Raw genomic sequence first — 21,274 nt, forward strand, 5'->3', positions numbered from 1 at the left:
GCATGAACGACCTTGATCCGAACATCGCCGCGCGCCAGCGCTGGATGGGTGTGCTGGCTCGCGCCGGCGACGCTCTCGATGCCCATGAAGCGGCGCTGAAAGACAGCGCCTACCAGCTGATCCGCGCCCCCGAGGTGGGCATGACTCTGGTGCGCGGGCGCATGGGCGGCACCGGCAGCGCCTTCAACCTCGGCGAGATGACCGTGACCCGCTGCGTGGTGCGCCTGGCCGACGGCCGTACCGGCTACAGCTACCTGGCTGGTCGCGACAAGCGCCGCGCTGAACTGGCCGCCCTGGCCGACGCCCACCTGCAGGGCAGTGACCAGGCGCGCTGGCTCATTGACCTGATCGACCCCCTGGCCCGCCAGCAGCGCGAACAGCGACTGGCCCGGGCCGCACAGACTGCCACCACCCAGGTGGAGTTCTTCACCCTGGTCAGAGGAGAGGATTGATGACTACGCCGCACAGCTCGCACTGGCTGCAACCGGCTTTCGACGACCCGGTGCTGGACGCCCAGCTCAGCTTCCGCGCCGCCCTCGGCGCCCTGGCCGAACCGGGTCTGCCGCGCGCCATGGATCGCGCCCACGCCCTGGGTGACCTGGCCCCGGCCACCTATGGCCTGTGCCTGGCCTTTCTCGACAGCGACACGCCGCTGTGGCTGGCGCCGCGCTTCGATACGCCGCTGATCCGCGCCAACCTGGCGTTCCACTGCGGCTGCCCGATCGTCGCCGAGCGCGAGATCGCCCTGTTCGCCCTGCTCGATGAGCGCGAGTTGAGCGATCTGTCGGACTTCGACAACGGCAGCGAGCGCTACCCGGATCAGTCTTGCACGCTGCTGATTCAACTCGACGATCTGCACGCTGGCCCAGCCCTGCGCTGGCGCGGCCCGGGTATCAAGGACGTGCGCAGCGTCAGCCTGCCGTTGCCGGCCTCGTTCTGGCAGCAGCGCCAGGCGCGCAACGCTTTTCCCCGTGGCCTGGACTGCTTCTTCGCCGCTGACGGCGAAGTCATCGGCCTGCCACGCAGCACCCACGTGCTGATCGAAACCGAGGAGGCTGCCTGATGTATGTCGCCGTCAAGGGTGGCGAACGCGCCATCGACAACGCTCATCAACTGCTGGCCAATCGTCGCCGCGGTGATACCGCCGTCGCCGAACTGGGCGTGCAGCAGGTGCGTCAGCAACTGCCGCTGGCCGTGGCCCGCGTCATGAGCGAGGGCTCGCTGTACGACGAGGAACTGGCTGCGCTGGCCATCAAGCAGGCCGCGGGCGATCTGATGGAAGCCATCTTCCTCTTGCGCGCCTACCGCACCACGCTGCCGCGCTTCGGCGCCAGCGAGCCGCTGGATACCACGAAGATGCAGCTGGAACGGCGCATCTCCGCCACCTTCAAGGATTTGCCTGGCGGTCAACTGCTCGGCCCGACCTTCGACTACACCCACCGTCTGCTGGATTTCACCTTGCTGGCCGAGGGCGACTATCCGGCGCCGGAAGCAGCCGTTACCGCTGAGCCCAAGCCCTGTCCGCGGGTGCTGGATTTTCTCGCAGGCGAAGGGCTGATGGCCCGTGAGGCGGATGACGGCGCGCCAGTACCCGACATCACCCGCGAGCCGCTGGCCTTTCCCGCCTGCCGCGCCGAGCGCCTGCAGGCCCTGGCCCGTGGCGACGAGGGCTTCCTCCTGGCGCTGGGGTATTCCACGCAGCGTGGTTACGGACGCAACCACCCCTTCGCCGGGGAGATCCGCATCGGTGATGTCGAGGTGTGGATGACGCCCGCCGAACTGGGTTTCGCCGTACCGCTGGGCGACATCGAAATCACCGAGTGCGAGATGGTCAACCAGTTCGTCGGGGAAAGCGCCGAGCAGGCGCAGTTCACCCGCGGCTACGGCCTGGCCTTCGGTTACGCCGAGCGCAAGGCCATGGGCATGGCCCTGGTCGACCGCGCCCTGCGCGCCGGCGAGTACGGCGAGGAAGTGCAGGGCCCGGCGCAGGAGGAGGAATTCGTGCTGATGCACTGCGACAACGTCGAGGCCGCCGGCTTCGTCTCGCACCTGAAGTTGCCGCACTACGTCGACTTCCAGGCCGAACTGGAACTGATCCGCAAGCTGCGCCGACAGGCGTCGGCAGAGGAGAACCACTGATGAACCTTTCCACTGCAAGCGGCGTCCGCGAGGCGTCGGCCTACAACTTCGCCTACCTCGACGAGCAGACCAAACGCATGATCCGCCGAGGTCTGCTCAAGGCGGTGGCGATCCCCGGCTACCAAGTGCCTTTCGGCGGCCGTGAGATGCCGCTGCCCTACGGCTGGGGCACCGGTGGCATGCAGCTGACCGCCGCCATTCTCGGCCGTGATGACGTGCTCAAGGTGATCGACCAGGGCGCTGATGACACCACCAATGCGGTGTCGATCCGCCGCTTCTTCGCCCGCACCGCCGGCGTCGCCACCACCGAACGCACGGTGGAGGCCAGCGTGATCCAGACCCGCCACCGCATCCCGGAAACCCCGCTGTCGGCCGGGCAGATCATGGTCTACCAGGTGCCTATCCCCGAGCCGCTGCGCTTTATCGAGCCCAGCGAGCAGGAGACGCGGACCATGCATGCGCTGGAGGATTACGGCGTGATGCACGTGAAGCTGTACGAGGACATCGCCACCTTCGGCCATATCGCCACCGCCTACGCCTACCCGGTGACGGTGGACGAGCGCTACGTGATGGACCCGTCGCCGATCCCGAAATTCGACAACCCCAAGCTGGACATGAGCCCGGCGCTGATGCTGTTCGGCGCCGGTCGTGAAAAGCGCCTGTACGCGGTGCCGCCCTTTACCCGGGTGGTCAGCCTGGACTTCGAGGATCACCCCTTCGCCGTGCAGCGCTGGGACGAGTGCTGCGCCTTCTGCGGCAGCACGGAATCCTTCCTCGACGAGCTGATCGTCGACGACGCCGGCAGCAAGCGCTACGTCTGCTCCGATACCGACTACTGCCGCCAGCGCACCGAGGAGAACCTGCAATGAGCGCCGCCGAACGTCTGCAACCTGCCGTGGCAGCGGCCGAGCCGCTGTTCTCGGCGCGTGACCTGACCCGCCTGTACGGCCCGGACAAGGGCTGCCAGGGGGTGAGCTTCGACCTCTATCCCGGCGAGGTGCTGGGCATCGTCGGCGAGTCCGGCTCGGGCAAGTCCACCTTGCTCAGCCTGCTCTCCGGGCGCTGCCCGCCGGATCGCGGCAGCGTGAGTTATCGCGCGCGCAGTGGTCAGTGGCTCGACCTGTATAGCGCCAGCGAGGCCGAGCGGCGCACGCTGCTGCGCACCGAGTGGGGCTTCGTCGAGCAGAACCCGCGCGACGGCCTGCGCATGGCGGTGTCGGCCGGCGCCAATATCGGCGAGCGGCTGATGGCCCAGGGCGTGCGCCACTACGGCGAGCTGCGCGCCGCCGGGCTCGACTGGCTGAGCCAGGTGGAGATCGACCCGGCGCGTATCGACGACCTGCCACGCACCTTCTCCGGCGGCATGCAGCAGCGCCTGCAGATCGCCCGCAACCTGGTCTCCGCGCCGCGCCTGGTGTTTATGGACGAGCCGACTGGAGGGCTGGACGTGTCGGTGCAGGCGCGCCTGCTCGACCTGCTGCGCGGCCTGGTGCGTGAGCTGGACCTGGCAGTGGTGATCGTCACCCATGACCTGGCGGTGGCGCGCCTGCTGGCCGACCGCCTGATGGTGATGCGCCGTTCGAAGGTCGTGGAGGCGGGGCTGACCGACCAGATTCTCGACGACCCGCAGCATCCGTATTCGCAGCTGCTGGTGTCGTCGGTGTTGCAGCCCTGATGACGCCCAGCAATCGCCAGCCCGTAGCCCGGATGCAATCCGGGAAAACCGTGCCAGCCATCCCCGGATTGCATCCGGGCTACAGCTGCCCGCTTGCGCATGACGCGGGATGTAGGGCGGGTGTAACCCGCCACGGCAATGGCGGGTTGCACCCGCCCTACGGCCTGCAACCGTCAACCCGTAGCCCGGATGAAATCCGGGAAGCCCGTGCCCGCCACCCCCGGATTGCATCCGGGCTACGACAGCAATCGAGGTGTATATGAACAACCTGATCGAGGTCAGCAGCCTCAGCAAGACCTTCACCCTGCACCAGCAGAACGGCGTCGTCCTGCAGGTGCTGCGTGACCTGAATTTCGCCGTGCGCGGCGGCGAGTGCCTGGTGCTGCATGGGCAGTCCGGCGCCGGCAAGTCGACCCTGCTGCGCACCCTGTACGGCAACTACCTGGCGGCCGGCGGCAGCATCCGCATCCGTCACCAGGGCGCGCCGGTGGAGCTGGTCGGCGCCGAGCCGCGTCAGGTGCTGGCGGTGCGCCGGCAGAGTCTGGGTTATGTCAGTCAGTTCCTGCGGGTGATCCCGCGCGTCTCGACCCTGGACGTGGTGATGGAGCCGGCGTTGTCGCGCGGCTGGCCGCGCAGCGACGCCGAGGCGCGGGCCAAGGCCCTGCTGGCCCGCCTCAACATTCCCGAGGCGCTGTGGCAGTTGGCACCGGGCACCTTCTCCGGGGGCGAGCAGCAGCGCGTCAATATCGCCCGCGGCTTCATGGTCGAGTGGCCGGTGCTGCTGCTCGACGAGCCCACCGCCTCGTTGGACGACGCCAACCGCCAGGTGGTGCTGGAGCTGATCAACGAAGCCAAGGCCGCAGGCAGCGCACTGATTGGCATTTTCCACGACCGCACCGCCCGTGAGGCGGTGGCCGACCGTTACCTCGATATGAGCGCCGAGGCGGCGCAACCGGAGTACGTCTATGTCGTCTGAACAGATTCTCAGCAACGCCCGCGTCGTCACCGCTGAGCGGGAATTCCTGGGTAGCCTGCTGCTGCGTGACGGACTGATCGCAGCGGTGGACGAGGGCGCCAGCCGCCTGCCGCAGGCCCAGGATCTCGGCGGCGATTACCTGCTGCCGGGGTTGGTGGAGTTGCACACCGACAACCTGGAAAAACATATGAGCCCCAGGCCGGGAGTCGATTGGCCCTCGGCCTCGGCGGTGTTGACCCACGACGCGCAGATCGTCGCCGCCGGTATCACCACGGTGTTCGATGCGCTGGCCATCGGCGACATCAACCCGCGCGGGCGGCGCATGCAGCAGTTGCCGGCGATGATCGAGGCCATCGCTGCCAGCGAGGCGGCCGGGCAGACTCGCGCCGAGCACCGCCTGCACCTGCGTTGCGAGCTGTGCCACCCGGATGCCCTGACCATCTACCGCGACCTTGTGGAGCACCCGCTGGTGGCGCTGGTTTCGGTGATGGATCACTCGCCCGGCCAGCGCCAGTTCGCCAAGGTGGAGAAGTACCGCGAGTACTACATGGGCAAGTATCACCTGAGCTCGGCGGAGATGGAGGATTTCCTTCAGGAGCAGATCGCCAACTCGCACCAATACAGCGACCGCCAGCGCCGCGCCATCGTCGAGGACTGCCACGCCCGGGGCATCTCGGTGGCCAGCCATGACGACGCGACCCTGGCCCATGTGCAGGAGTCGGCCGGCTTCGGCATGGCCATCGCCGAGTTTCCCACCACCCTGGAAGCGGCCAGAGCCAGCCACGAGCTGGGGCTGAAGGTGCTGATGGGGGCACCGAATGTGGTGCGCGGCGGCTCGCACTCCGGCAATATCGCCGCCGCCGAACTGGCGCGCCACGGCGTGCTGGATATCCTCTCCAGCGACTACTACCCGGCCAGTCTGCTGCATGCTGCCTGGCTGCTCGTCGGGCAGGACAACGACTATGATTTGCCTGCGGCCATCGCCACCGTGAGCCGCGCGCCGGCCAGGGCGGCCGGACTGGATGACCGCGGCGAGATCCGCGTCGGCCTGCGCGCCGACCTGGTACAGGCCAGGGCCCATGGCCAGCAGCCGGTGATCCAGCAGGTGTGGCGCCAAGCACGAAGGGTATTCTGATGCAGGGCAGGTTGATCTATCTGATGGGGCCTTCGGGCTCGGGCAAGGACAGCCTGTTGCAAGCCGCACGTGCGCCGCTGGAGGCGCACGGCTGCCGTTTCGCCCGGCGGGTTATCACCCGCAGCGCGGAGTCGGTAGGCGAGGACGCACTGGGCGTCACCCCGGACGAGTTCGAGCGTCTGCAGGGCGAGGGCGCCTTCGCCCTGAGCTGGCGTGCCAACGGCCTGGCCTACGGCATCCCGCGTGAGATCGACGACTGGCTGAGCGCCGGGCAGGACGTACTGATCAACGGCTCGCGCGGCCATCTGGAGGTCGCCCGCCAGCGCTATCCGGATCTGCTGGCGATTCTTCTGCAGGTCGACGAGGCGGTGCTGCGCCAGCGCTTGCTGGCCCGTGGCCGGGAAACGCCGGAGCAGATCGAACAGCGCCTGGCGCGCAGCCGCAGCTTTACCCCTATGGGAGGCGCTTCAGCGGCGACTGTCGCGGCTAAAGCCCCTCCCACAGGGGAGTGCCTGGCAATCCTCGACAACTCTGGCCCCCTGCAACACACCGTCAGCCGCCTGCTGCATCTGCTCGACGAGGCCCGCCAATGCGCCTGACCCTGCTCGGCAGCGGCGATGCTCGCCAGGTGCCCGTGTACAACTGCAGCTGCCCGGCTTGTGATGCGGCGCGCGTGTATCCGGCGCGGCGCCGTGGCCCCTGTTGCGCGCTGATCGAATGCGGCGCGCAGCGCTGGCTGATCGACAGCGGCCTGACCGACCTTACCGAGCGCTTCGCGCCGCACAGCCTCAGCGGCATTCTGCAGACCCACTACCACGCCGACCACGCCCAGGGTCTGCTGCACCTGCGCTGGGGCCAGGGGCTGGTGATTCCGGTGCATGGCCCGGACGACCCGGAAGGGCTGGCCGATCTGTACAAGCACCCCGGCATCCTCGACTTCAGCCAGCCATTCGCCGCATTCGAGCGTCGCCAATTGGGCGAACTGCAGGTCACCGCGCTACCGCTGACGCATTCCAAACCGACCTTCGGGTATTTGTTCGAGGGGAAGGGGTTCGAAGGGCAGGGCCGGCGTATCGCCTATCTCACCGACACGGTTGGTGTGCCCGAGGCCAGTTGCGCCGAATTGCAGCGTGCACCGCTGGATCTGCTGGTGCTCGATTGCTCCACCGCGCCGCAACCCGTTGCACCACGTAACCACAACGACCTGACCCGCGCGCTGGAGGTCATCGAGCGGTTGCAGCCAACGCATGCAGTGCTGACCCATATCGGCCATGCCTTCGATACCTGGTTGCTGGAGCATCCCGAGGCGTTACCGAGTGGCGTGAGCCTGGCCAGCGATGGCCTGGTGCTTTGATCTTGGTGTAACCAAATATTTCGATTCGCGCGGCTTTGCCGTTACAGTGCAAAGCCTTCCGATTTCTCGCCCTAAGAACAGCATGAACACTCGTCGCATTACTCTGCTGCTGTGTACAGCCGAAACCCTGGGCATGGCCGGCTTTGCCCTGTTCGCCGCATTGTTGCCGCAGTTCCAGGCGCTCTGGGGGCTGAGCAATACCGAGGCGGGCTGGATCGGCGGCGGCTTCTTTCTCGGCTATATGCTGGCCGTGCCGGTGCTCACCGGCCTGACCGACCGCCACGATGCCCGGCTGATCTACCTGTGGGCCATGCTGCTGACGGCCGTGGCCAGCGCCGGCTTCGTCTTCGCCGATGGTTTCTGGTCGGCGCTGCTCTGGCGTGTGCTGGCCGGCATCGGTCTGGCGGGCACCTACATGCCGGGGCTCAAGGCGTTATCAGAACGCATCGACGGTGCTTCGCAGTCGCGCGCCATCGCCTTCTATACCGCCAGTTTCGGCCTGGGTACGGCGCTGTCCTTCACCCTGTCCGGCGAACTGGCCAAGCTCGGTGGCTGGCAGGTGCCGGCATTGCTCAGCGGCGCCTGCGCGTTGCTGGCCTGGGCGCTGGTGTACTGGGGGCTGGCGCCGAAACCGGTGGTGGTGCATACGCCGCGCAATCTGCTGGATCTGGCACCGCTGAAAAGTCGCGCGGTGTTGGCCTACTGCCTGGCCTACGCGATGCACAACCTGGAGCTGTTCGCCCTGCGCGCCTGGCTGGTGGCCTTCGTGGTGTTCTCCGGGCATTTTCAGGGCGTCGATCCCTGGTTGTCCGGTACCTGGGTGGCGATGCTGGCAACGCTGATCGGCATGCCGTCGAGCATTCTTGGCAATGAGCTGGCGCTGCGTTTCGGTCGGCAGCGCTGGCTGATCGGCGTGATGTTCGCCTCCGCGCTGCTGGCAGTCGTGGTCGGCCTGGGGGCGGCACTGCCGTTCTGGGGGATGCTGGTGTTGGTGCTGCTTTACGCGGTGACCGTGACCGCCGACTCGGCTTCGCTGACCGCCGGGTTGGTCAGCGTCGCCCCGGCCAGCCATCGTGGTGCGGCGATGGCGCTGTATTCCTGCACCGGTTTTACCGGCGCGTTCCTCGGCCCGTTGCTGTTCGGCATGACCCTCGATGCCCTGGGCGATCAGCAGTTGCTCGGCTGGTGGGCAGCGTTCGCGCTGATGGGCCTGCTACTGACGCTGGGGCCGCTGGCGCTATGGTGGGCGGGCAAGGCACGCGAGGGCAGTGCTCGTTTGTAGATCAGGCATGCCTGCTGTGTGTCATGCCTTCATCCCCAGCGCTTCAGCCTTGCGCAGCCAGCTCTGGCGCTGTTCCTCATTGGACGGGCGAACCGGGGCGAATTCGCTCAGGCGGCGAGTCTTGATCCCGCAGAAACCGAGAATGGTGCGCACCATCTGCCGATGCGCCGGAGCGCCGTAGATCCAGCGGAAGTACCAGCGTGGCGTGTCCATGGTCACCAACAGGTCAGCGCTGCGCCCACTGAGGAGCTTGTCCCAGAGTTGTGAGCGGTTGCGATACTTGAAGGCGAAGCCGGGCAGGAACACCCGGTCGAAGAAACCCTTGAGCAGTGCAGGAATGCCGCCCCACCAGACCGGGTAGACGAACACCAGATGCTCGGCCCAGTGGATCAGACGCTGAGCTTCGAGCAGATCCGGCTCCAGATTCTGGCTCTGCTCGTAACCTTCACGCAGGATCGGGTCGAACTGCATCTCGCCCAGCCTGAGCTGGCGCACCACGTGCCCCTTGCTGCGTGCTCCCAGGCTGTAGGCCTCGGCCAGGGCGTGGCAGAGGCTGTCCTTCTTGGGGGTGCCGAGAATCAGCAGGATTCGTTTGCCATCGCCTTCCAGCGGTGTGGCGCCGCTCTTGCCTTCAGTCATGCCGCCCGGCTCCGAGCATGTCCTGTGGTCGTACCCATTGGTCGAATTCCTCTTCGTTCAGGTAACCAAGCTGCAGAGCAGCCTGGCGCAGGGTGCTGCCTTCGGCGTAGGCCTTCTTGGCGATTTCGGCGGCCTTGTCGTAGCCGATATGGGGATTGAGCGCGGTCACCAGCATCAGGCCATTCTCCAGGTGCGCGGCCATTTGCGTGGCATCCGGCTGCAGATCGGCGACACAGTGCTGCTGGAAGTTGCGGCAACCGTCAGCGAGCAGGCGGATCGATTGCAGCAGGTTATGGATGATCACCGGCTTGAACACGTTCAGCTGCAGGTGGCCCTGGCTGGCGGCGAAGCTGATGGTGGCGTCGTTGCCCAGTACCTGGCAGGCGAGCATCGACAGCGCTTCGCACTGGGTCGGGTTGACCTTGCCGGGCATGATCGAGCTGCCCGGCTCATTGGCCGGCAGGCGCACTTCGGCGAAGCCGGCACGCGGGCCCGAACCAAGCAGGCGCAGGTCGTTGGCCAGCTTCATCAGCGCCACGGCCAGGGTTTTCAGGGCACCGGACAGGTGCACGAGAGGTTCATGGCCGGACAGCGCAGCGAATTTGTTCGGCGCGCTGGTCAGTGGCAGGCCAGTAAGCGCGGCCAGCTCGGCAGCGATGGCTTCGGCGAAACCGGCCGGCGCATTGAGGCCTGTGCCGACGGCGGTACCCCCCTGGGCCAGTTCGCAGACGGCGGGCAGGGCGGCACGAATGGCTGCTTCAGCGTGGCCGAGTTGAGCGACGAAGGCCGACAGCTCCTGGCCGAAAGTGATCGGCGTGGCGTCCATCATGTGTGTGCGCCCGGTCTTGACCAGGTTGGCGTGACGCTGCGCCTGCTCCTGCAGGCCGTCACGCAGCTCGGCCAGCGCTGGCAGCAGGCAATGGCGCACGCCCTGTACGGCGGCGATGTGCATGGCCGTGGGGAAGCAGTCGTTGGAGCTCTGCGCGCGGTTGACGTGATCGTTGGGGTGCACCGGGGTCTTGCCGCCACGGTTGCCGCCAGCCAGTTCGTTGGCGCGCCCGGCGATCACCTCGTTGACGTTCATGTTGCTCTGCGTGCCACTGCCGGTCTGCCAGACCACCAGGGGGAACTGCGTGTCGTGCTGACCGTCGAGCACTTCGTCGGCGGCCTGTTCGATCAGGCGGGCGATGTCCGCCGGCAACTCGCCGCTGCGGCTGTTGACCCGTGCCGCGGCTTTCTTGATCAGCGCCAGGGCGTGCAACACGGCCAGCGGCATGCGCTCCTGACCGATGGCGAAGTTGATCAGCGAGCGCTGGGTCTGCGCGCCCCAGTAAGCGTCGTTAGGGACTTCGATGGGGCCGATGCTGTCGGTTTCGGTGCGGCTCATGGCGTTCTCCGGGGCAATTGCAAGGTTGCTGGCAGTTTAGGTCGTGCCGCCGAAGACTGGTTCCACAACTTATCTATAAGGTTGATTGGAGCCTTTGAGCGGGCGACTACCAGCGGGCGTGGGTTTCACCCAGCCAGCCCAGCGCTCCGTCCACCGGTACGCGCTCGCCTTTAGGGCCGCGCAGCACGCCATCGTAATGACCGAAGCGCTGTACGGTGCTGGCGTGAAAGGGCCCGAGCTTGGGGCAGGCCTTGTGCAGTTGGCGGGGCGTGAAGCGCAGAGCCACGCAATCATCTTCGCTGTCCAGGCGCCAGGGGGCCAGTGGCGCCTGTGAACTGCGCTCGATATGCAGGGGGGCTGTCGAGCAGTTGCACTTCACCGCCGAACCACAGGGAATTTTCCGACAGGCCGCTGTGATCGAGCCAGCCAGCACCGAAGTTGCCGGCGATGCCGCCCGCTGCAGCGAAGGCCGCGCGCTGCCAGTAAGTGTTCAGCGGCCAGACGCCGCGACCGAAGTCCAGTGCGGCGAAGCTCTGGCCCGGCACGCAGCTGTAATGCTGGCCGCCCAACTGCAGGCTGCCGGCGGTGGGCAGGCCGAGTTGCCGACTGGTGGCATGAAAGCCGCCATGTTGCAACGGCGCGACCAGATTGACCGATTGCAGATGGGCAGGACGCTGAATGTCCAGGGCCACCTGCAGGGGCTGGCCGCCTATATCCGGGGCGGCAGCGGTGAGGCGCAGGCGTCCGGGGTGCTCGTCGATGCGCAGTTGCAGGCGAGAGTGGCTGAAGGCGTGGCTCTCCAGCGGCAAGTCGGGCAGTTGGCAACCCAGAGCGAAGGGGCGGAACTGGGCATGGGCGACGGCCTGACCGGATTCCAGATCGAGAAAGTAGGCGGCGCCGTAGCCCAGGTAATCGAGATCGGCGAGGGTCAGCGAGAGCATCCACTGCGGAGTGGTGATGCACCAGTGATTCCAGCGCTTGCGCCGCCCGGCGTGACCATGCAGGGTACAGTCCACCTGCGGTCGATTGGACCAACCAATGGCCTCGTCCAGCAGTCGACCTTTGCTGTCGCAAAGCGGCTGGAGCGGAAGGGGCGCGTGTGAGGTGAGGCTGGTCATCGGGCACGTCCGTGTGTGTGCGCGGGCTGGCGATCAATTGCCGGCTCTTGAGGTGCGCACGCCTTGTTGAATAATGGGGAGGTCGCAAAGAATGCCGAGCCCAGCCGAGCATGAGCAAGTACTGGCATTTTGGCAACTGACCAGTGGGTGCGCCGGTCAACATGACGCGTGTGAGCCAGCGCACAACGCGCATCGCTTGAGGGATTTCCGCGCAGGGCACAAAATGCCGCCTTCGTAGTCTACCCAGACTCATTCACAACCTCTGGACGCTCTCCATGCTCCGTTTTTCCAAACTCTGCACCGCCGTTCTGCTCAGCGCGAGCGCATCCCTGGCCATGGCCGATGCTGCCAGTCACGCCGCCGATGCCGAGCGTTTTCTCAAGCTGGCCCACGCCGACAAGCTGACCGTGCCGGTGTACGGCCAGGTGCAGCAGATGTTCGCCCAGCGTTTCGCCGAGGCCCCGAACGGCAAGAAGGCGGTGCTTGAGAGTTATCAGGCCAAGGCCAACACCGCGCTGGACAAGGCCGTCGGCTGGGACAAGCTGAAGCCGGACATGGTCAAGCTCTACACCAGCAACTTCAACGAGCAGGAGCTCAAGGACCTGATCGCCTTCTACGAGTCGCCGCTGGGACAGAAGGTGCTGCAGAAGATGCCGACCCTGACCGCACAATCTGCACAGATCACCCAGAGCAAGCTGGAAACCGCCGTGCCTGAGGTGAACAAGCTGCTGGCCGACATGAGCAACGAGCTCGGCCTGCCGAAACAGCCCTGATGGAGCTCGAGATGTCCAAGCAAGACCTGATCGTCACCGCCCTGACGGCGCTGCAGCCCGAGTATCTCGATGTGCTGGATGAGAGCCATATGCACAGCCGCGGTCTGGAGACCCACTACAAGGCGGTGATCGTCAGCCCGGCGTTTGCCGGCCTGAATGCGGTCAAGCGACATCAGAAGGTCTATGCCACGGTCGGCGAGCTGATGGGGCAGATCCACGCGCTGGCGCTGCACACCTACACCCCGGAGGAGTGGGCGGCGCAGGGTGTGGCCCCGGCCTCGCCGACCTGCCGTGGCGGTCATTGATGTAGCCCAATCCGCGGCAGCGATCCTTTCCCGGATTGCATCCGGACTACGCGACAGGCTGTCGCGCCCTGTCGCCAACTTGCCCTGGCAATTCGCCGATTTGTTAGAATCCGCCCGCGCCGGCCCACGCCGGCGCTTTCGTTGAGATTCTCGATCTAGCGAGCTAGAGCCATGCAAGGCAAAAACAGGCGAGGAAGCGCAGTGTACTTTTGTACATGAGCATTCCAAGCCTGTTTTTAACGCAGCAGGGCCGACGCGCAGCTGATCGAGGGCCAGTCCGCCCTTTACGTGGGCGACTACTGAGAGAACTGTTCATGACCGACAAGATCGTCGTCGCGGCGTTGTATAAATTCGTCTCCCTGCCGGATTATCAGGCGCTGCGCGAACCCCTGCTGCAAACCCTGATCGATAACGACATCAAGGGCACCCTGTTGCTCGCCGAAGAGGGTATCAATGGCACCGTTTCCGGCACCCGCACCGCTATCGATGCGCTGCTCGCCTGGTTCCGCCTGGATGCCCGTCTGGCCGATATCGACCACAAGGAATCCTATTGCGATGAACAGCCGTTCTATCGCACCAAGGTCAAGCTGAAGAAAGAGATCGTTACCCTCGGCGTGCCCGGTGTCGACCCCAACCAGCGCGTCGGTACCTACGTTGAGCCGCAGGACTGGAACGCCCTGATCAGCGACCCAGAAGTGCTGCTGATCGATACCCGCAACGACTATGAGGTGGCCATCGGTACCTTCGAGGGCGCCATCGACCCCAAGACCAAGTCTTTCCGCGAGTTCCCCGAGTACATCAAGGCCCACTTCGACCCGAGCAAACACAAGAAGGTGGCGATGTTCTGCACCGGCGGTATCCGCTGCGAGAAGGCCTCCAGCTACATGCTCGGCGAGGGTTTCGAGGAGGTCTATCACCTCAAGGGCGGCATCCTCAAATATCTCGAGGAAGTACCGCAGGAGCAGACCAAGTGGCAGGGCGACTGCTTCGTCTTCGATAATCGTGTAACCGTGCGTCATGACCTGTCCGAGGGCGACTACGATCAGTGTCACGCCTGCCGCACGCCGATCTCCGTGGAAGACCGCCAGTCCGAGTTCTACAGCCCCGGCGTCAGCTGTCCACATTGCTGGGATTCGCTGCCGGAGAAAACCCGTGAGAGCGCCCGCGAGCGGCAGAAGCAGATCGAACTGGCGCGCCAGCGCAACCAGCCGCACCCGATTGGCCGCGACCCCCGCCAACTGAACGAGGCCTGACCCATGGCTAGCCGCCTGCTCTACGTGATGGACCCGATGTGCTCCTGGTGTTGGGGTTTCGCCCCGGTGGTCGAAGCACTGGCCGAGCAGGCTGCGGCCGCCGGCGTGCCGCTGCAGGTCGTGGTGGGTGGCCTGCGCCGCGATCAGGTGGCGATCGATGCGGCCGCGCGGGTGCGTTACCTGGGCTACTGGCAGGCGGTCAACGCCAGTACCGGGCAGCTGTTCGACTTCGAACGCGGGCTGCCCGAGGGGCTGGTGTACGACACCGAGCCAGCCTGCCGTGCGCTGGTCACCGCGCGCCAGCTCGATGCCGCAAGCGCCTGGACGCTGCTCAAGCTGGTTCAGCAAGCCTTCTACACCGAGGGTGCCGACGTCACCCAGGCCAGCGTGCTGGTGCAACTGGCCGAGCAGGCGGGCATCCCGCGCATCGAGTTCGCCGAGGCCTTCGACAGTCAGGCCATGCAGGAGGCGACTGCTGCCGACTTCACCTGGGTACAGGATCTGGGCATCGCCGGCTTCCCCACCTTGTTGGCGGAGCGCGACGGCCAGCTGGCGCTGCTGACCAACGGCTATCAACCGCTCGCGGTACTGGCGCCGCTGCTGGGCCGCTGGCTGGAGCGCGCTGCCAATGCCTGATCGGTTGAGCTGGGCAGAAATCCGTCGCCTGGCCCTGCATCACAAGAAAGCGCTGATCCTGGCCAATCTGGTCGCCGTGCTGGCGACCTTGTGCAGCGTGCCGATCCCGTTGCTGTTGCCGCTGCTGGTGGACGAAGTGCTGCTGCATGACGGAGACGCGGCGCTCAAGGTGATGGACAACTTCCTGCCTGCCGACTGGCAGACCGCAGCAGGCTACATCGGCCTGATGCTGCTGCTGACCTTGCTGCTGCGCAGCTCGGGGCTGATCTTCAACGTGTTGCAGGCGCGGCTGTTCGCCAGGTTGTCGAAGGACATTGTCTATCGCATCCGCATGCGTCTGATCGAGCGCCTCAAGCGCATCTCCCTCGGCGAGTACGAGAGCCTGGGTAGCGGCACCGTGACCACCCACCTGGTCACCGATCTGGACACCCTGGACAAGTTCGTCGGCGAGACCCTCAGCCGCTTTCTGGTGGCGGTGCTGACCCTGGTCGGCACCTCGGCCATCCTGATCTGGATGCACTGGCAACTGGCCTTGCTGATCCTGCTGTTCAACCCGCTGGTGATCTACGCCACCGTGCTGCTGGGCAAGAAGGTCAAGCACCTGAAGAAGCTGGAGAACGACAGCACGTCGCGTTTCACCCAGGCGCTGACCGAGACCCTGGAAGCCATTCAGGAAGTGCGCGCCGGCAACCGCCAGGGCTACTTCCTCGGCCGCCTCGGCGGGCGGGCGCGCGAGGTGCGCGACTATGCCGTTGCCTCGCAGTGGAAGAGCGATGCCTCCAACCGTGCCAGCGGCCTGCTGTTCCAGTTCGGTATCGACGTGTTCCGCGCGGCGGCGATGCTCACCGTGCTGTTTTCCGACCTGTCCATCGGCCAGATGCTCGCGGTGTTCAGCTACCTGTGGTTCATGATCGGCCCGGTGGAGCAGCTGCTCAGTCTGCAGTACGCGTTCTACGCTGCAGGCGGGGCGCTGACGCGGATCAACGAGCTGCTGGCACGCAAGGACGAGCCGCAGTACGACGGGCGCGTCGACCCTTTCAAGGGGCGCGACACGGTCGGTATCGAGGTGCGCGGGTTGACCTTCGGCTATGGCGAGGAGCCAGTGCTGGATCGTCTCGATCTGTCCATCGGCCCGGGTGAGAAGGTCGCCATCGTCGGCGCGTCCGGCGGTGGCAAAAGCACGCTGGTGCAGCTGCTGCTGGGCCTTTATACGCCACAGGCCGGCAGCATCCGCTTCGGCGGCAGCGCGCTGGAGGAGATCGGCCTGGACGGCGTGCGTGACAACGTCGCGGTGGTGTTGCAGCACCCGGCACTGTTCAACGACACGGTGCGTGCCAACCTGACCATGGGCCGCGAACGCAGCGACGAGGCTTGTTGGCAGGCGCTGCGTATCGCCCAGCTTCACGACACCATCGCGCAACTGCCGCAGGGTCTGGACAGCGTGGTCGGGCGCAGTGGTGTGCGGCTCTCTGGTGGGCAACGTCAGCGCCTGGCGATCGCGCGCATGGTGCTGGCCGAGCCGAAGGTGGTGATTCTCGACGAGGCCACCTCGGCGCTGGATGCGGCCACCGAGTACGCCTTGCATGAAGCGCTGGCGCAGTTCCTTGAAGGTCGCACCACGCTGATCATCGCCCACCGCCTCAGCGCGGTGAAACAGGCTGACCGCGTGCTGGTGTTCGATGGCGGCAGCGTCGCCGAGGATGGCGACCACCAGCAGCTGATCGCCGAAGGTGGCCTGTACGCCAAGCTCTACGGGCATTTGCAGCAGGGCTGAGGTGTCTATTCTTCGCGGCTGAAACTGCTCCTACGGGGGCAGTTAGGCATCTGTAATGTTGTAGGGCGGGTGCAACCCACCATAAATGAGTGGCGGGTTGCACCCGCCCTATGGATCTGAAGCCGCTTCTACGGGATAGGTAGGAGCGGCTGGGCGGCATTCCGCTTCAGCCGCGATGCTCTTTTGCGCAACCAATGTCCCCGGATTTCATCCGGGCTACACAGCTTCCTTGGCTGTCGCGGCTGAAGCCCCTCCCACAAGGTTGCGCCGCTGCAATGAACGGCTGCTCCCGTTCTGTGGGAGGCGCTTTAGCGGCGACGCTCTACCTCAGCCATGGCTCATCAGAGCCTCACTCAACTCCTCGAACAGTGTCTGCACCGAGCGCAAGGCCCGGCAATCCGGGCGGGTCAGCAACCAGAGTTCGGTGTCGCAGCCGGCCAGTGGCGGGCCGAGTGCCTTGAGTTCGGGGTGGGCGCGCAGCACGAAGTCGGGCAGGGCGGCGACACCCAGCCCGGCGCGGGCCAACTGCGCCACGGCGTACATGCTGCTGCAGCGGTAGCTGGGGGTGACGCCGGGCAACTCGCGCAGGCGCCAGAGTACCGTGGCGTGATCCGGCATCGCCTCGTCCGGGGCGATCCAGCTCTGCCGTGCCAGGTCGCTGCGATCCTGGCCATCATCGCGCGCGCAGACGAGGTAGTACACGCTGGCCAGGCGCCGCCCGACCAGATGCTCCGGCGGCTCGTTGGTCAGGCGCAGGGCCAGGTCGGCATCGCGCCGGCTGAGGTTGGCGAAGTCGTTGGAGGTCACCAGCTCCAGCGCCAGCGCCGGGTAACTGGGCATGAAACGCGCCATGGCCGGTAGCAGCAGGCTGCTCAATACTGCATCGGTGCAGGTCAGGCGCACCGTACCGCTGACTACCTGCTTGCCTAGCTCCAGCGCCACGCGTGCAGCATCCAGCGCCTGTTCGGCGCGCTCGGCCTGCTCGGCCAGGGCGCGGGCGGTTTCGCTGGGTTCGTAGCCGCGTCGGCTCTTTTCGAACAGCGCCACCCCTAGGGCGGCCTCCAGGCGGCGCACGGCGCGGAACACCGTGGACACGTCGACCTGCATCAGTTCTGCCGCGCGCGCCAGGGAGCGGCCACGCACCAGGGCGAGCACCAGGGAGAGGTCGGCATGGTCGATCTGATATTGCATGGCTGCAATCTCTGCTTGTCTATTCGCCAATTATTATTGCGCTAGCGCCATCTTATAGTGGCAGGGAGACCGCCATGCAAGAGGGGATAGGCGTATGTACAGCAAGTGTCGAGTCAAGGTCGCTCTGGTGGGTGACTACAATGCGGCGATTGCCGCGCACCGGGCCATTCCCGAGGCGCTGCGCCTGGCCAGCGAGGCACTGGGTGTGGCGGTCGAACATGACTGGCTGGCCACTGACAGTCTCGTCGATGACGCCACCCTGATGGCTTACGACGGCATCTGGTGCGTGCCGGGCAGTCCCTACGCCGCCACCGAAGGTGCGTTGCGCGCCATTCGTTTCGCGCGCGAGCGGGGCGTGCCGTTCCTGGGCACCTGTGGCGGCTTCCAGCACGCGCTGCTGGAGTACGCGCGCAACCGCCTGGGCTGGACGGATGCCGAACACGCCGAGCTGTCGCCGCAAGCGCAAAATCCGCTGATCGCGCCCCTGAGCTGTGCCTTGCTGGACGTCAGCGAGCATGTGCACCTGGTCTCCGGCTCGCGCATTGCCGAGCTCTACGGTGTACGTGAGATCAGCGAGCAGTACCTGTGCCGCTACGGCCTCGCCGATGCCTTCGTCGAGCCGCTGATGGCCCAGGCGCTGAAGGCCTCCGGGCACGACCAGGCGGGCGCGGTGCGTGCCATCGAACTGGAAGATCATCCGTTCTTCATCGCTACCCTGTTCCAGCCCGAGCGTGCGGCGCTGGAGGGGCGTCTGCCGCCGGTGGTTGCCGGCCTGGTCGGCGCCTGCGCAGTGCAGTCGGTGCATGAGGCGCAACAGGAGGCGGTCGCGTGATCGCCACCACTCCCGAGCCCCCTTACTACGTGGTGATGTTCACCTCGGTACGCACGGAGGTGGACGCCGGTTATGCCAAGGCGGCGCAGCGCATGCTTGAGCTGGCTGCGCAGCAGCCCGGCTTTCTCGGCGTGGAGTCGGCACGCAGTGATGGCCTGGGCATCACCCTGTCCTACTGGCAGAGCGAGGAGGCCATTCGCGCCTGGCGTGAGCATGCCGAGCACAGCGCCGTTCGCGAGCAGGGGCGCACCGACTGGTATGCCGCTTTCACCACTCGCGTGGCCAAGGTCGAACGCGCCTACACATTCTCGCGCCCGAGCTGAGTGATAGCGGCAAGCCGGCTGACCGCTTTGTAAGGATTTTTTTACGGCTGTCAGGGTTTTGCGTGCCTTGCCTGGAGGGTGTAAGGAAAATTTGCCGCTGCCGCACTCGGCCACCGCGTCGACGTGTCGCAAAGCATCTTGAGAGCGGGTCTGCACTCGGTTGTCATGAGGTTGTCCGCAACGCATTCGTGCGGCTGCCATAACAATGACAATCAGGAGGCGAAATGACCGCCGTGGCCAAGATCGAGCAGCACAACCCCATCGGAACCGACGGTTTCGAGTTCGTCGAATTTACCGCACCGAATGCCGAAGGCATCGAGCAACTGCGCCAGTTGTTCACCGCCATGGGTTTCACCGAGACCGCCAAGCACCGCTCGAAAGAGGTCTGGCTGTTCCAGCAGAACGACATCAACATCGTGCTCAACGGCAGCCCCACCGGCCACGTGCGCGCCTTCGGTGAGAAGCATGGCCCCAGCGCCTGCGCCATGGCCTTCCGGGTCAAGAACGCGGCCCAGGCCGCTGCTTACGTCGAGCAGCAGGGCGCCAAGCTGGTGGGCAGCCACGCCAACTTCGGCGAGCTGAACATTCCCTGCGTCGAGGGCATCGGCGGCTCGCTGCTGTATCTGGTTGACCGTTATTCCAACGAGAGCGGCGACAAGAGCATCTACGACGTCGACTTCGAGTACATCGAAGGCCGCAGCCCGAATGACAACGCCGTCGGCCTGCAGTGCATCGACCACCTGACCCACAACGTGCGTCGCGGGCAGATGGACGTCTGGTCCGGCTTCTACGAGCGTATCGCCAATTTTCGCGAGATCCGCTACTTCGATATCGAAGGCAAGCTCACCGGCCTGTTCTCCCGCGCCATGACCGCGCCGTGCGGCAAGATCCGCATCCCGATCAACGAGTCGGCCGATGACAAGTCGCAGATCGAGGAATTCATCCGCGAATACCACGGCGAAGGTATCCAGCACATCGCCCTGTCCACCGACGACATCTACGCCACCGTGCGCCAACTGCGCGCCAACGGCGTCGACTTCATGACCACCCCGGATACCTATTACGAGAAGGTCGACACCCGCGTCGCCGGCCATGGCGAGCCGACCGACGTACTGCGTGAACTGAACATTCTGATCGACGGAGCGCCGGGCGATGACGGCATCCTGCTGCAGATCTTCACCAACACGGTGATCGGCCCGATCTTCTTCGAGATCATCCAGCGCAAGGGCAATCAGGGCTTCGGCGAGGGCAACTTCAAGGCCTTGTTCGAGTCCATCGAGGAAGACCAGTTGCGTCGCGGTGTGATCTCCGAGGAGTGATGCCATGAGCCGCCAATGGATTCGCTTTCCCCTGCGTGAAGGCGAGTGCTCGCGTCAGGCGCATTGCGACCTGCCGCAGGGCACATACGAGCGCGAGATGGGCCGTGAGGGCTTCTTCGGCCCCACCGCGCACCTGCACCATAAGCATCCGCCCACCGGCTGGATCGACTGGGAAGGCCCGCTGCGTCCGCATGCGTTCAACTTCAACAACATTCCCAGCGAGCGCGACTGCCCGCTGGCGGCGCCGCTGACGCTGCACAACGCCGACGTCAAGCTGCGCGTCTGGCGCACCCACGGCGCCATGCGTCATCTGGTGCGCAACGCCGATGGCGACGAGCTGCTGTTCGTGCATGAAGGCAGTGGGCATTTCTACTGCGACTTCGGCCATCTGCAGTACCGCGACGGCGATTACCTGCTGATCCCGCGTGGCACCGCCTGGCGCATCGAGGCCAGCACACCGAGTTACTTCCTGCTGATCGAGAACACCGACGGCGCCTATCAGTTGCCGGACAAGGGCCTGCTCGGCCCGCAGGCGATCTTCGACCTGGCGGTGCTGGAGCACCCGCATATCGACGACGCCTTCAAGGCGCAGCAGGACGAGAACACCTGGCAGATCCGCATCAAGCGGCGCGGCCAGATCAGCACCGTGACCTACCCCTACAACCCGCTGGACGTGGTCGGCTGGCATGGCGACAACACCGTGGTGCGCCTGAACTGGCGCGATATTCGCCCGTTGATCAGCCATCGCTACCACCTGCCGCCGTCGGTACACACCACCTTCGTCGCCAACGGTTTCGTGATCTGCACCTTCACCCCGCGTCCGGTGGAATCCGATCCCGGCGCGCTCAAGGTGCCGTTTTTCCACAACAACGACGACTACGACGAAGTGCTGTTCTACCACCGTGGCAACTTCTTCAGCCGCGACAACATCGAGCAGGGCATGGTCACCCTGCACCCGTGCGGCTTCCCCCATGGGCCACACCCCAAGGCGCTGAAGAAGAGCCAGGAGGATCCGGCCACCTTCATCGACGAGGTGGCGGTGATGATCGACACCCGCCGCGCCCTGGAAGTGGCCGATGCCGCCGGCGCGGTGGACGTGGCCGAGTACGTCAACTCCTGGCGTGCGCCGGGTCTGTAGCTGCACACGGATTTCTGATTGCAAT

At 65.6% G+C, this 21,274-nt stretch carries 22 protein-coding genes and 1 pseudogene; 19 read left to right on the plus strand and 4 right to left on the minus strand.

Translation table 11 applies throughout. The features are described 5' to 3' along the window. The first annotated feature begins 2 nt into the window (after positions 1-2). The 10 genes from phnG (at position 3) to BLT86_RS02950 (ending at position 8,561) form a co-directional block, all read left to right on the plus strand. Positions 3-452, plus strand: a complete 450-nt coding sequence (gene phnG, locus BLT86_RS02905) for a phosphonate C-P lyase system protein PhnG (protein ID WP_017677527.1) — start codon at positions 3-5, stop codon at positions 450-452. Next, positions 452-1,063 carry a phosphonate C-P lyase system protein PhnH gene (phnH, locus tag BLT86_RS02910; RefSeq protein ID WP_017677526.1) on the plus strand — a complete coding sequence of 204 codons (612 nt, stop codon included), beginning with the start codon at positions 452-454 and terminating at the stop codon, positions 1,061-1,063. Before phnG ends, phnH begins: the two co-directional genes overlap by 1 nt. Then, the gene (locus BLT86_RS02915; protein ID WP_017677525.1) at positions 1,063-2,139 is read left to right on the plus strand and encodes a carbon-phosphorus lyase complex subunit PhnI; all 1,077 of its coding nucleotides are present in this window, start codon (positions 1,063-1,065) and stop codon (positions 2,137-2,139) included. Before phnH ends, BLT86_RS02915 begins: the two co-directional genes overlap by 1 nt. Further along, the gene (locus BLT86_RS02920) at positions 2,139-3,008 is read left to right on the plus strand and encodes an alpha-D-ribose 1-methylphosphonate 5-phosphate C-P-lyase PhnJ (RefSeq protein ID WP_017677524.1); all 870 of its coding nucleotides are present in this window, start codon (positions 2,139-2,141) and stop codon (positions 3,006-3,008) included. Before BLT86_RS02915 ends, BLT86_RS02920 begins: the two co-directional genes overlap by 1 nt. Further along, positions 3,005-3,814 (plus strand): phosphonate C-P lyase system protein PhnK, encoded by an 810-nt coding sequence (gene phnK / locus BLT86_RS02925; RefSeq protein ID WP_017677523.1) that lies wholly within the window; start codon positions 3,005-3,007, stop codon positions 3,812-3,814. The genes BLT86_RS02920 and phnK overlap by 4 nt, the downstream gene beginning before the upstream one ends. 259 nt (positions 3,815-4,073) lie before the next feature. Continuing rightward, positions 4,074-4,790 carry a phosphonate C-P lyase system protein PhnL gene (phnL, locus tag BLT86_RS02930; protein WP_017677522.1) on the plus strand — a complete coding sequence of 239 codons (717 nt, stop codon included), beginning with the start codon at positions 4,074-4,076 and terminating at the stop codon, positions 4,788-4,790. Then, on the plus strand, positions 4,780-5,925 hold the full coding sequence (locus BLT86_RS02935) for an alpha-D-ribose 1-methylphosphonate 5-triphosphate diphosphatase (RefSeq protein ID WP_017677521.1): 1,146 nt from the start codon (positions 4,780-4,782) through the stop codon (positions 5,923-5,925). The genes phnL and BLT86_RS02935 overlap by 11 nt, the downstream gene beginning before the upstream one ends. Then, complete coding sequence (phnN, locus tag BLT86_RS02940; protein ID WP_017677520.1) at positions 5,925-6,524, plus strand: phosphonate metabolism protein/1,5-bisphosphokinase (PRPP-forming) PhnN; 600 nt, start codon at positions 5,925-5,927, stop codon at positions 6,522-6,524. The genes BLT86_RS02935 and phnN overlap by 1 nt, the downstream gene beginning before the upstream one ends. Next, positions 6,515-7,279: a phosphonate metabolism protein PhnP gene (gene phnP, locus BLT86_RS02945; RefSeq protein ID WP_017677519.1), complete on the plus strand. Its 765-nt coding sequence runs from the start codon at positions 6,515-6,517 to the stop codon at positions 7,277-7,279. The genes phnN and phnP overlap by 10 nt, the downstream gene beginning before the upstream one ends. 82 nt (positions 7,280-7,361) lie before the next feature. Then, positions 7,362-8,561: an MFS transporter gene (locus BLT86_RS02950; protein WP_092374512.1), complete on the plus strand. Its 1,200-nt coding sequence runs from the start codon at positions 7,362-7,364 to the stop codon at positions 8,559-8,561. Between the two features lie 21 nt (positions 8,562-8,582). Here the strand turns inward: BLT86_RS02950 and BLT86_RS02955 are convergent, their stop codons facing one another. The 3 genes and pseudogenes from BLT86_RS02955 to BLT86_RS02965 form a co-directional block, all read right to left on the minus strand. Beyond that, positions 8,583-9,200: an NAD(P)H-dependent oxidoreductase gene (locus BLT86_RS02955; protein WP_017677517.1), complete on the minus strand. Its 618-nt coding sequence runs from the start codon at positions 9,198-9,200 to the stop codon at positions 8,583-8,585. After that, entirely contained in the window at positions 9,193-10,587 is a 1,395-nt protein-coding gene (locus tag BLT86_RS02960; protein ID WP_055987527.1) for a class II fumarate hydratase, read from the minus strand. Before BLT86_RS02960 ends, BLT86_RS02955 begins: the two co-directional genes overlap by 8 nt. A 106-nt stretch (positions 10,588-10,693) precedes the next feature. Further along, positions 10,694-11,705: pseudogene (locus tag BLT86_RS02965) on the minus strand (DUF2804 domain-containing protein). 275 nt (positions 11,706-11,980) lie between these two features. On the opposite strand from BLT86_RS02965, the gene BLT86_RS02970 reads away from it, so the two are divergent. From BLT86_RS02970 to BLT86_RS02990, 5 genes are all read left to right on the plus strand, one after another. Then, the gene (locus tag BLT86_RS02970; protein WP_017677514.1) at positions 11,981-12,478 is read left to right on the plus strand and encodes a DUF2059 domain-containing protein; all 498 of its coding nucleotides are present in this window, start codon (positions 11,981-11,983) and stop codon (positions 12,476-12,478) included. Between the two features lie 11 nt (positions 12,479-12,489). Then, positions 12,490-12,783, plus strand: a complete 294-nt coding sequence (locus BLT86_RS02975; protein ID WP_021488656.1) for a BolA family protein — start codon at positions 12,490-12,492, stop codon at positions 12,781-12,783. A gap of 314 nt (positions 12,784-13,097) precedes the next feature. Further along, positions 13,098-14,036 carry an oxygen-dependent tRNA uridine(34) hydroxylase TrhO gene (gene trhO, locus BLT86_RS02980; RefSeq protein WP_021488657.1) on the plus strand — a complete coding sequence of 313 codons (939 nt, stop codon included), beginning with the start codon at positions 13,098-13,100 and terminating at the stop codon, positions 14,034-14,036. A gap of 3 nt (positions 14,037-14,039) precedes the next feature. After that, positions 14,040-14,672: a DsbA family protein gene (locus BLT86_RS02985; RefSeq protein ID WP_055987531.1), complete on the plus strand. Its 633-nt coding sequence runs from the start codon at positions 14,040-14,042 to the stop codon at positions 14,670-14,672. After that, positions 14,665-16,446, plus strand: coding sequence for an ABC transporter ATP-binding protein (locus BLT86_RS02990; protein WP_021488659.1), 1,782 nt, complete (start codon positions 14,665-14,667; stop codon positions 16,444-16,446). The genes BLT86_RS02985 and BLT86_RS02990 overlap by 8 nt, the downstream gene beginning before the upstream one ends. Before the next feature lie 327 nt (positions 16,447-16,773). On the opposite strand, the gene BLT86_RS02995 is transcribed toward BLT86_RS02990, so the two are convergent. Then, positions 16,774-17,637, minus strand: coding sequence for a LysR family transcriptional regulator (locus tag BLT86_RS02995; RefSeq protein WP_090337332.1), 864 nt, complete (start codon positions 17,635-17,637; stop codon positions 16,774-16,776). A 94-nt stretch (positions 17,638-17,731) separates the two neighbouring features. Here BLT86_RS02995 and BLT86_RS03000 point away from each other — a divergent pair, with 94 nt between their 5' ends. From BLT86_RS03000 to BLT86_RS03015, 4 genes are all read left to right on the plus strand, one after another. Next, a complete protein-coding gene (locus BLT86_RS03000; RefSeq protein WP_092374515.1) occupies positions 17,732-18,469 on the plus strand; it encodes a CTP synthase C-terminal region-related (seleno)protein in 738 nt (245 codons plus the stop codon). Beyond that, complete coding sequence (locus tag BLT86_RS03005) at positions 18,466-18,792, plus strand: antibiotic biosynthesis monooxygenase family protein (protein ID WP_045736598.1); 327 nt, start codon at positions 18,466-18,468, stop codon at positions 18,790-18,792. Before BLT86_RS03000 ends, BLT86_RS03005 begins: the two co-directional genes overlap by 4 nt. Before the next feature lie 224 nt (positions 18,793-19,016). After that, positions 19,017-20,111 carry a 4-hydroxyphenylpyruvate dioxygenase gene (hppD, locus tag BLT86_RS03010; protein WP_090337330.1) on the plus strand — a complete coding sequence of 365 codons (1,095 nt, stop codon included), beginning with the start codon at positions 19,017-19,019 and terminating at the stop codon, positions 20,109-20,111. A gap of 4 nt (positions 20,112-20,115) precedes the next feature. Beyond that, entirely contained in the window at positions 20,116-21,249 is a 1,134-nt protein-coding gene (locus tag BLT86_RS03015; protein ID WP_092374518.1) for a homogentisate 1,2-dioxygenase, read from the plus strand. The last annotated feature ends 25 nt before the right edge of the window (positions 21,250-21,274 follow it).

Origin of the sequence: Pseudomonas sihuiensis, assembly GCF_900106015.1 — a bacterium.
GTDB lineage: Bacteria > Pseudomonadota > Gammaproteobacteria > Pseudomonadales > Pseudomonadaceae > Aquipseudomonas > Aquipseudomonas sihuiensis.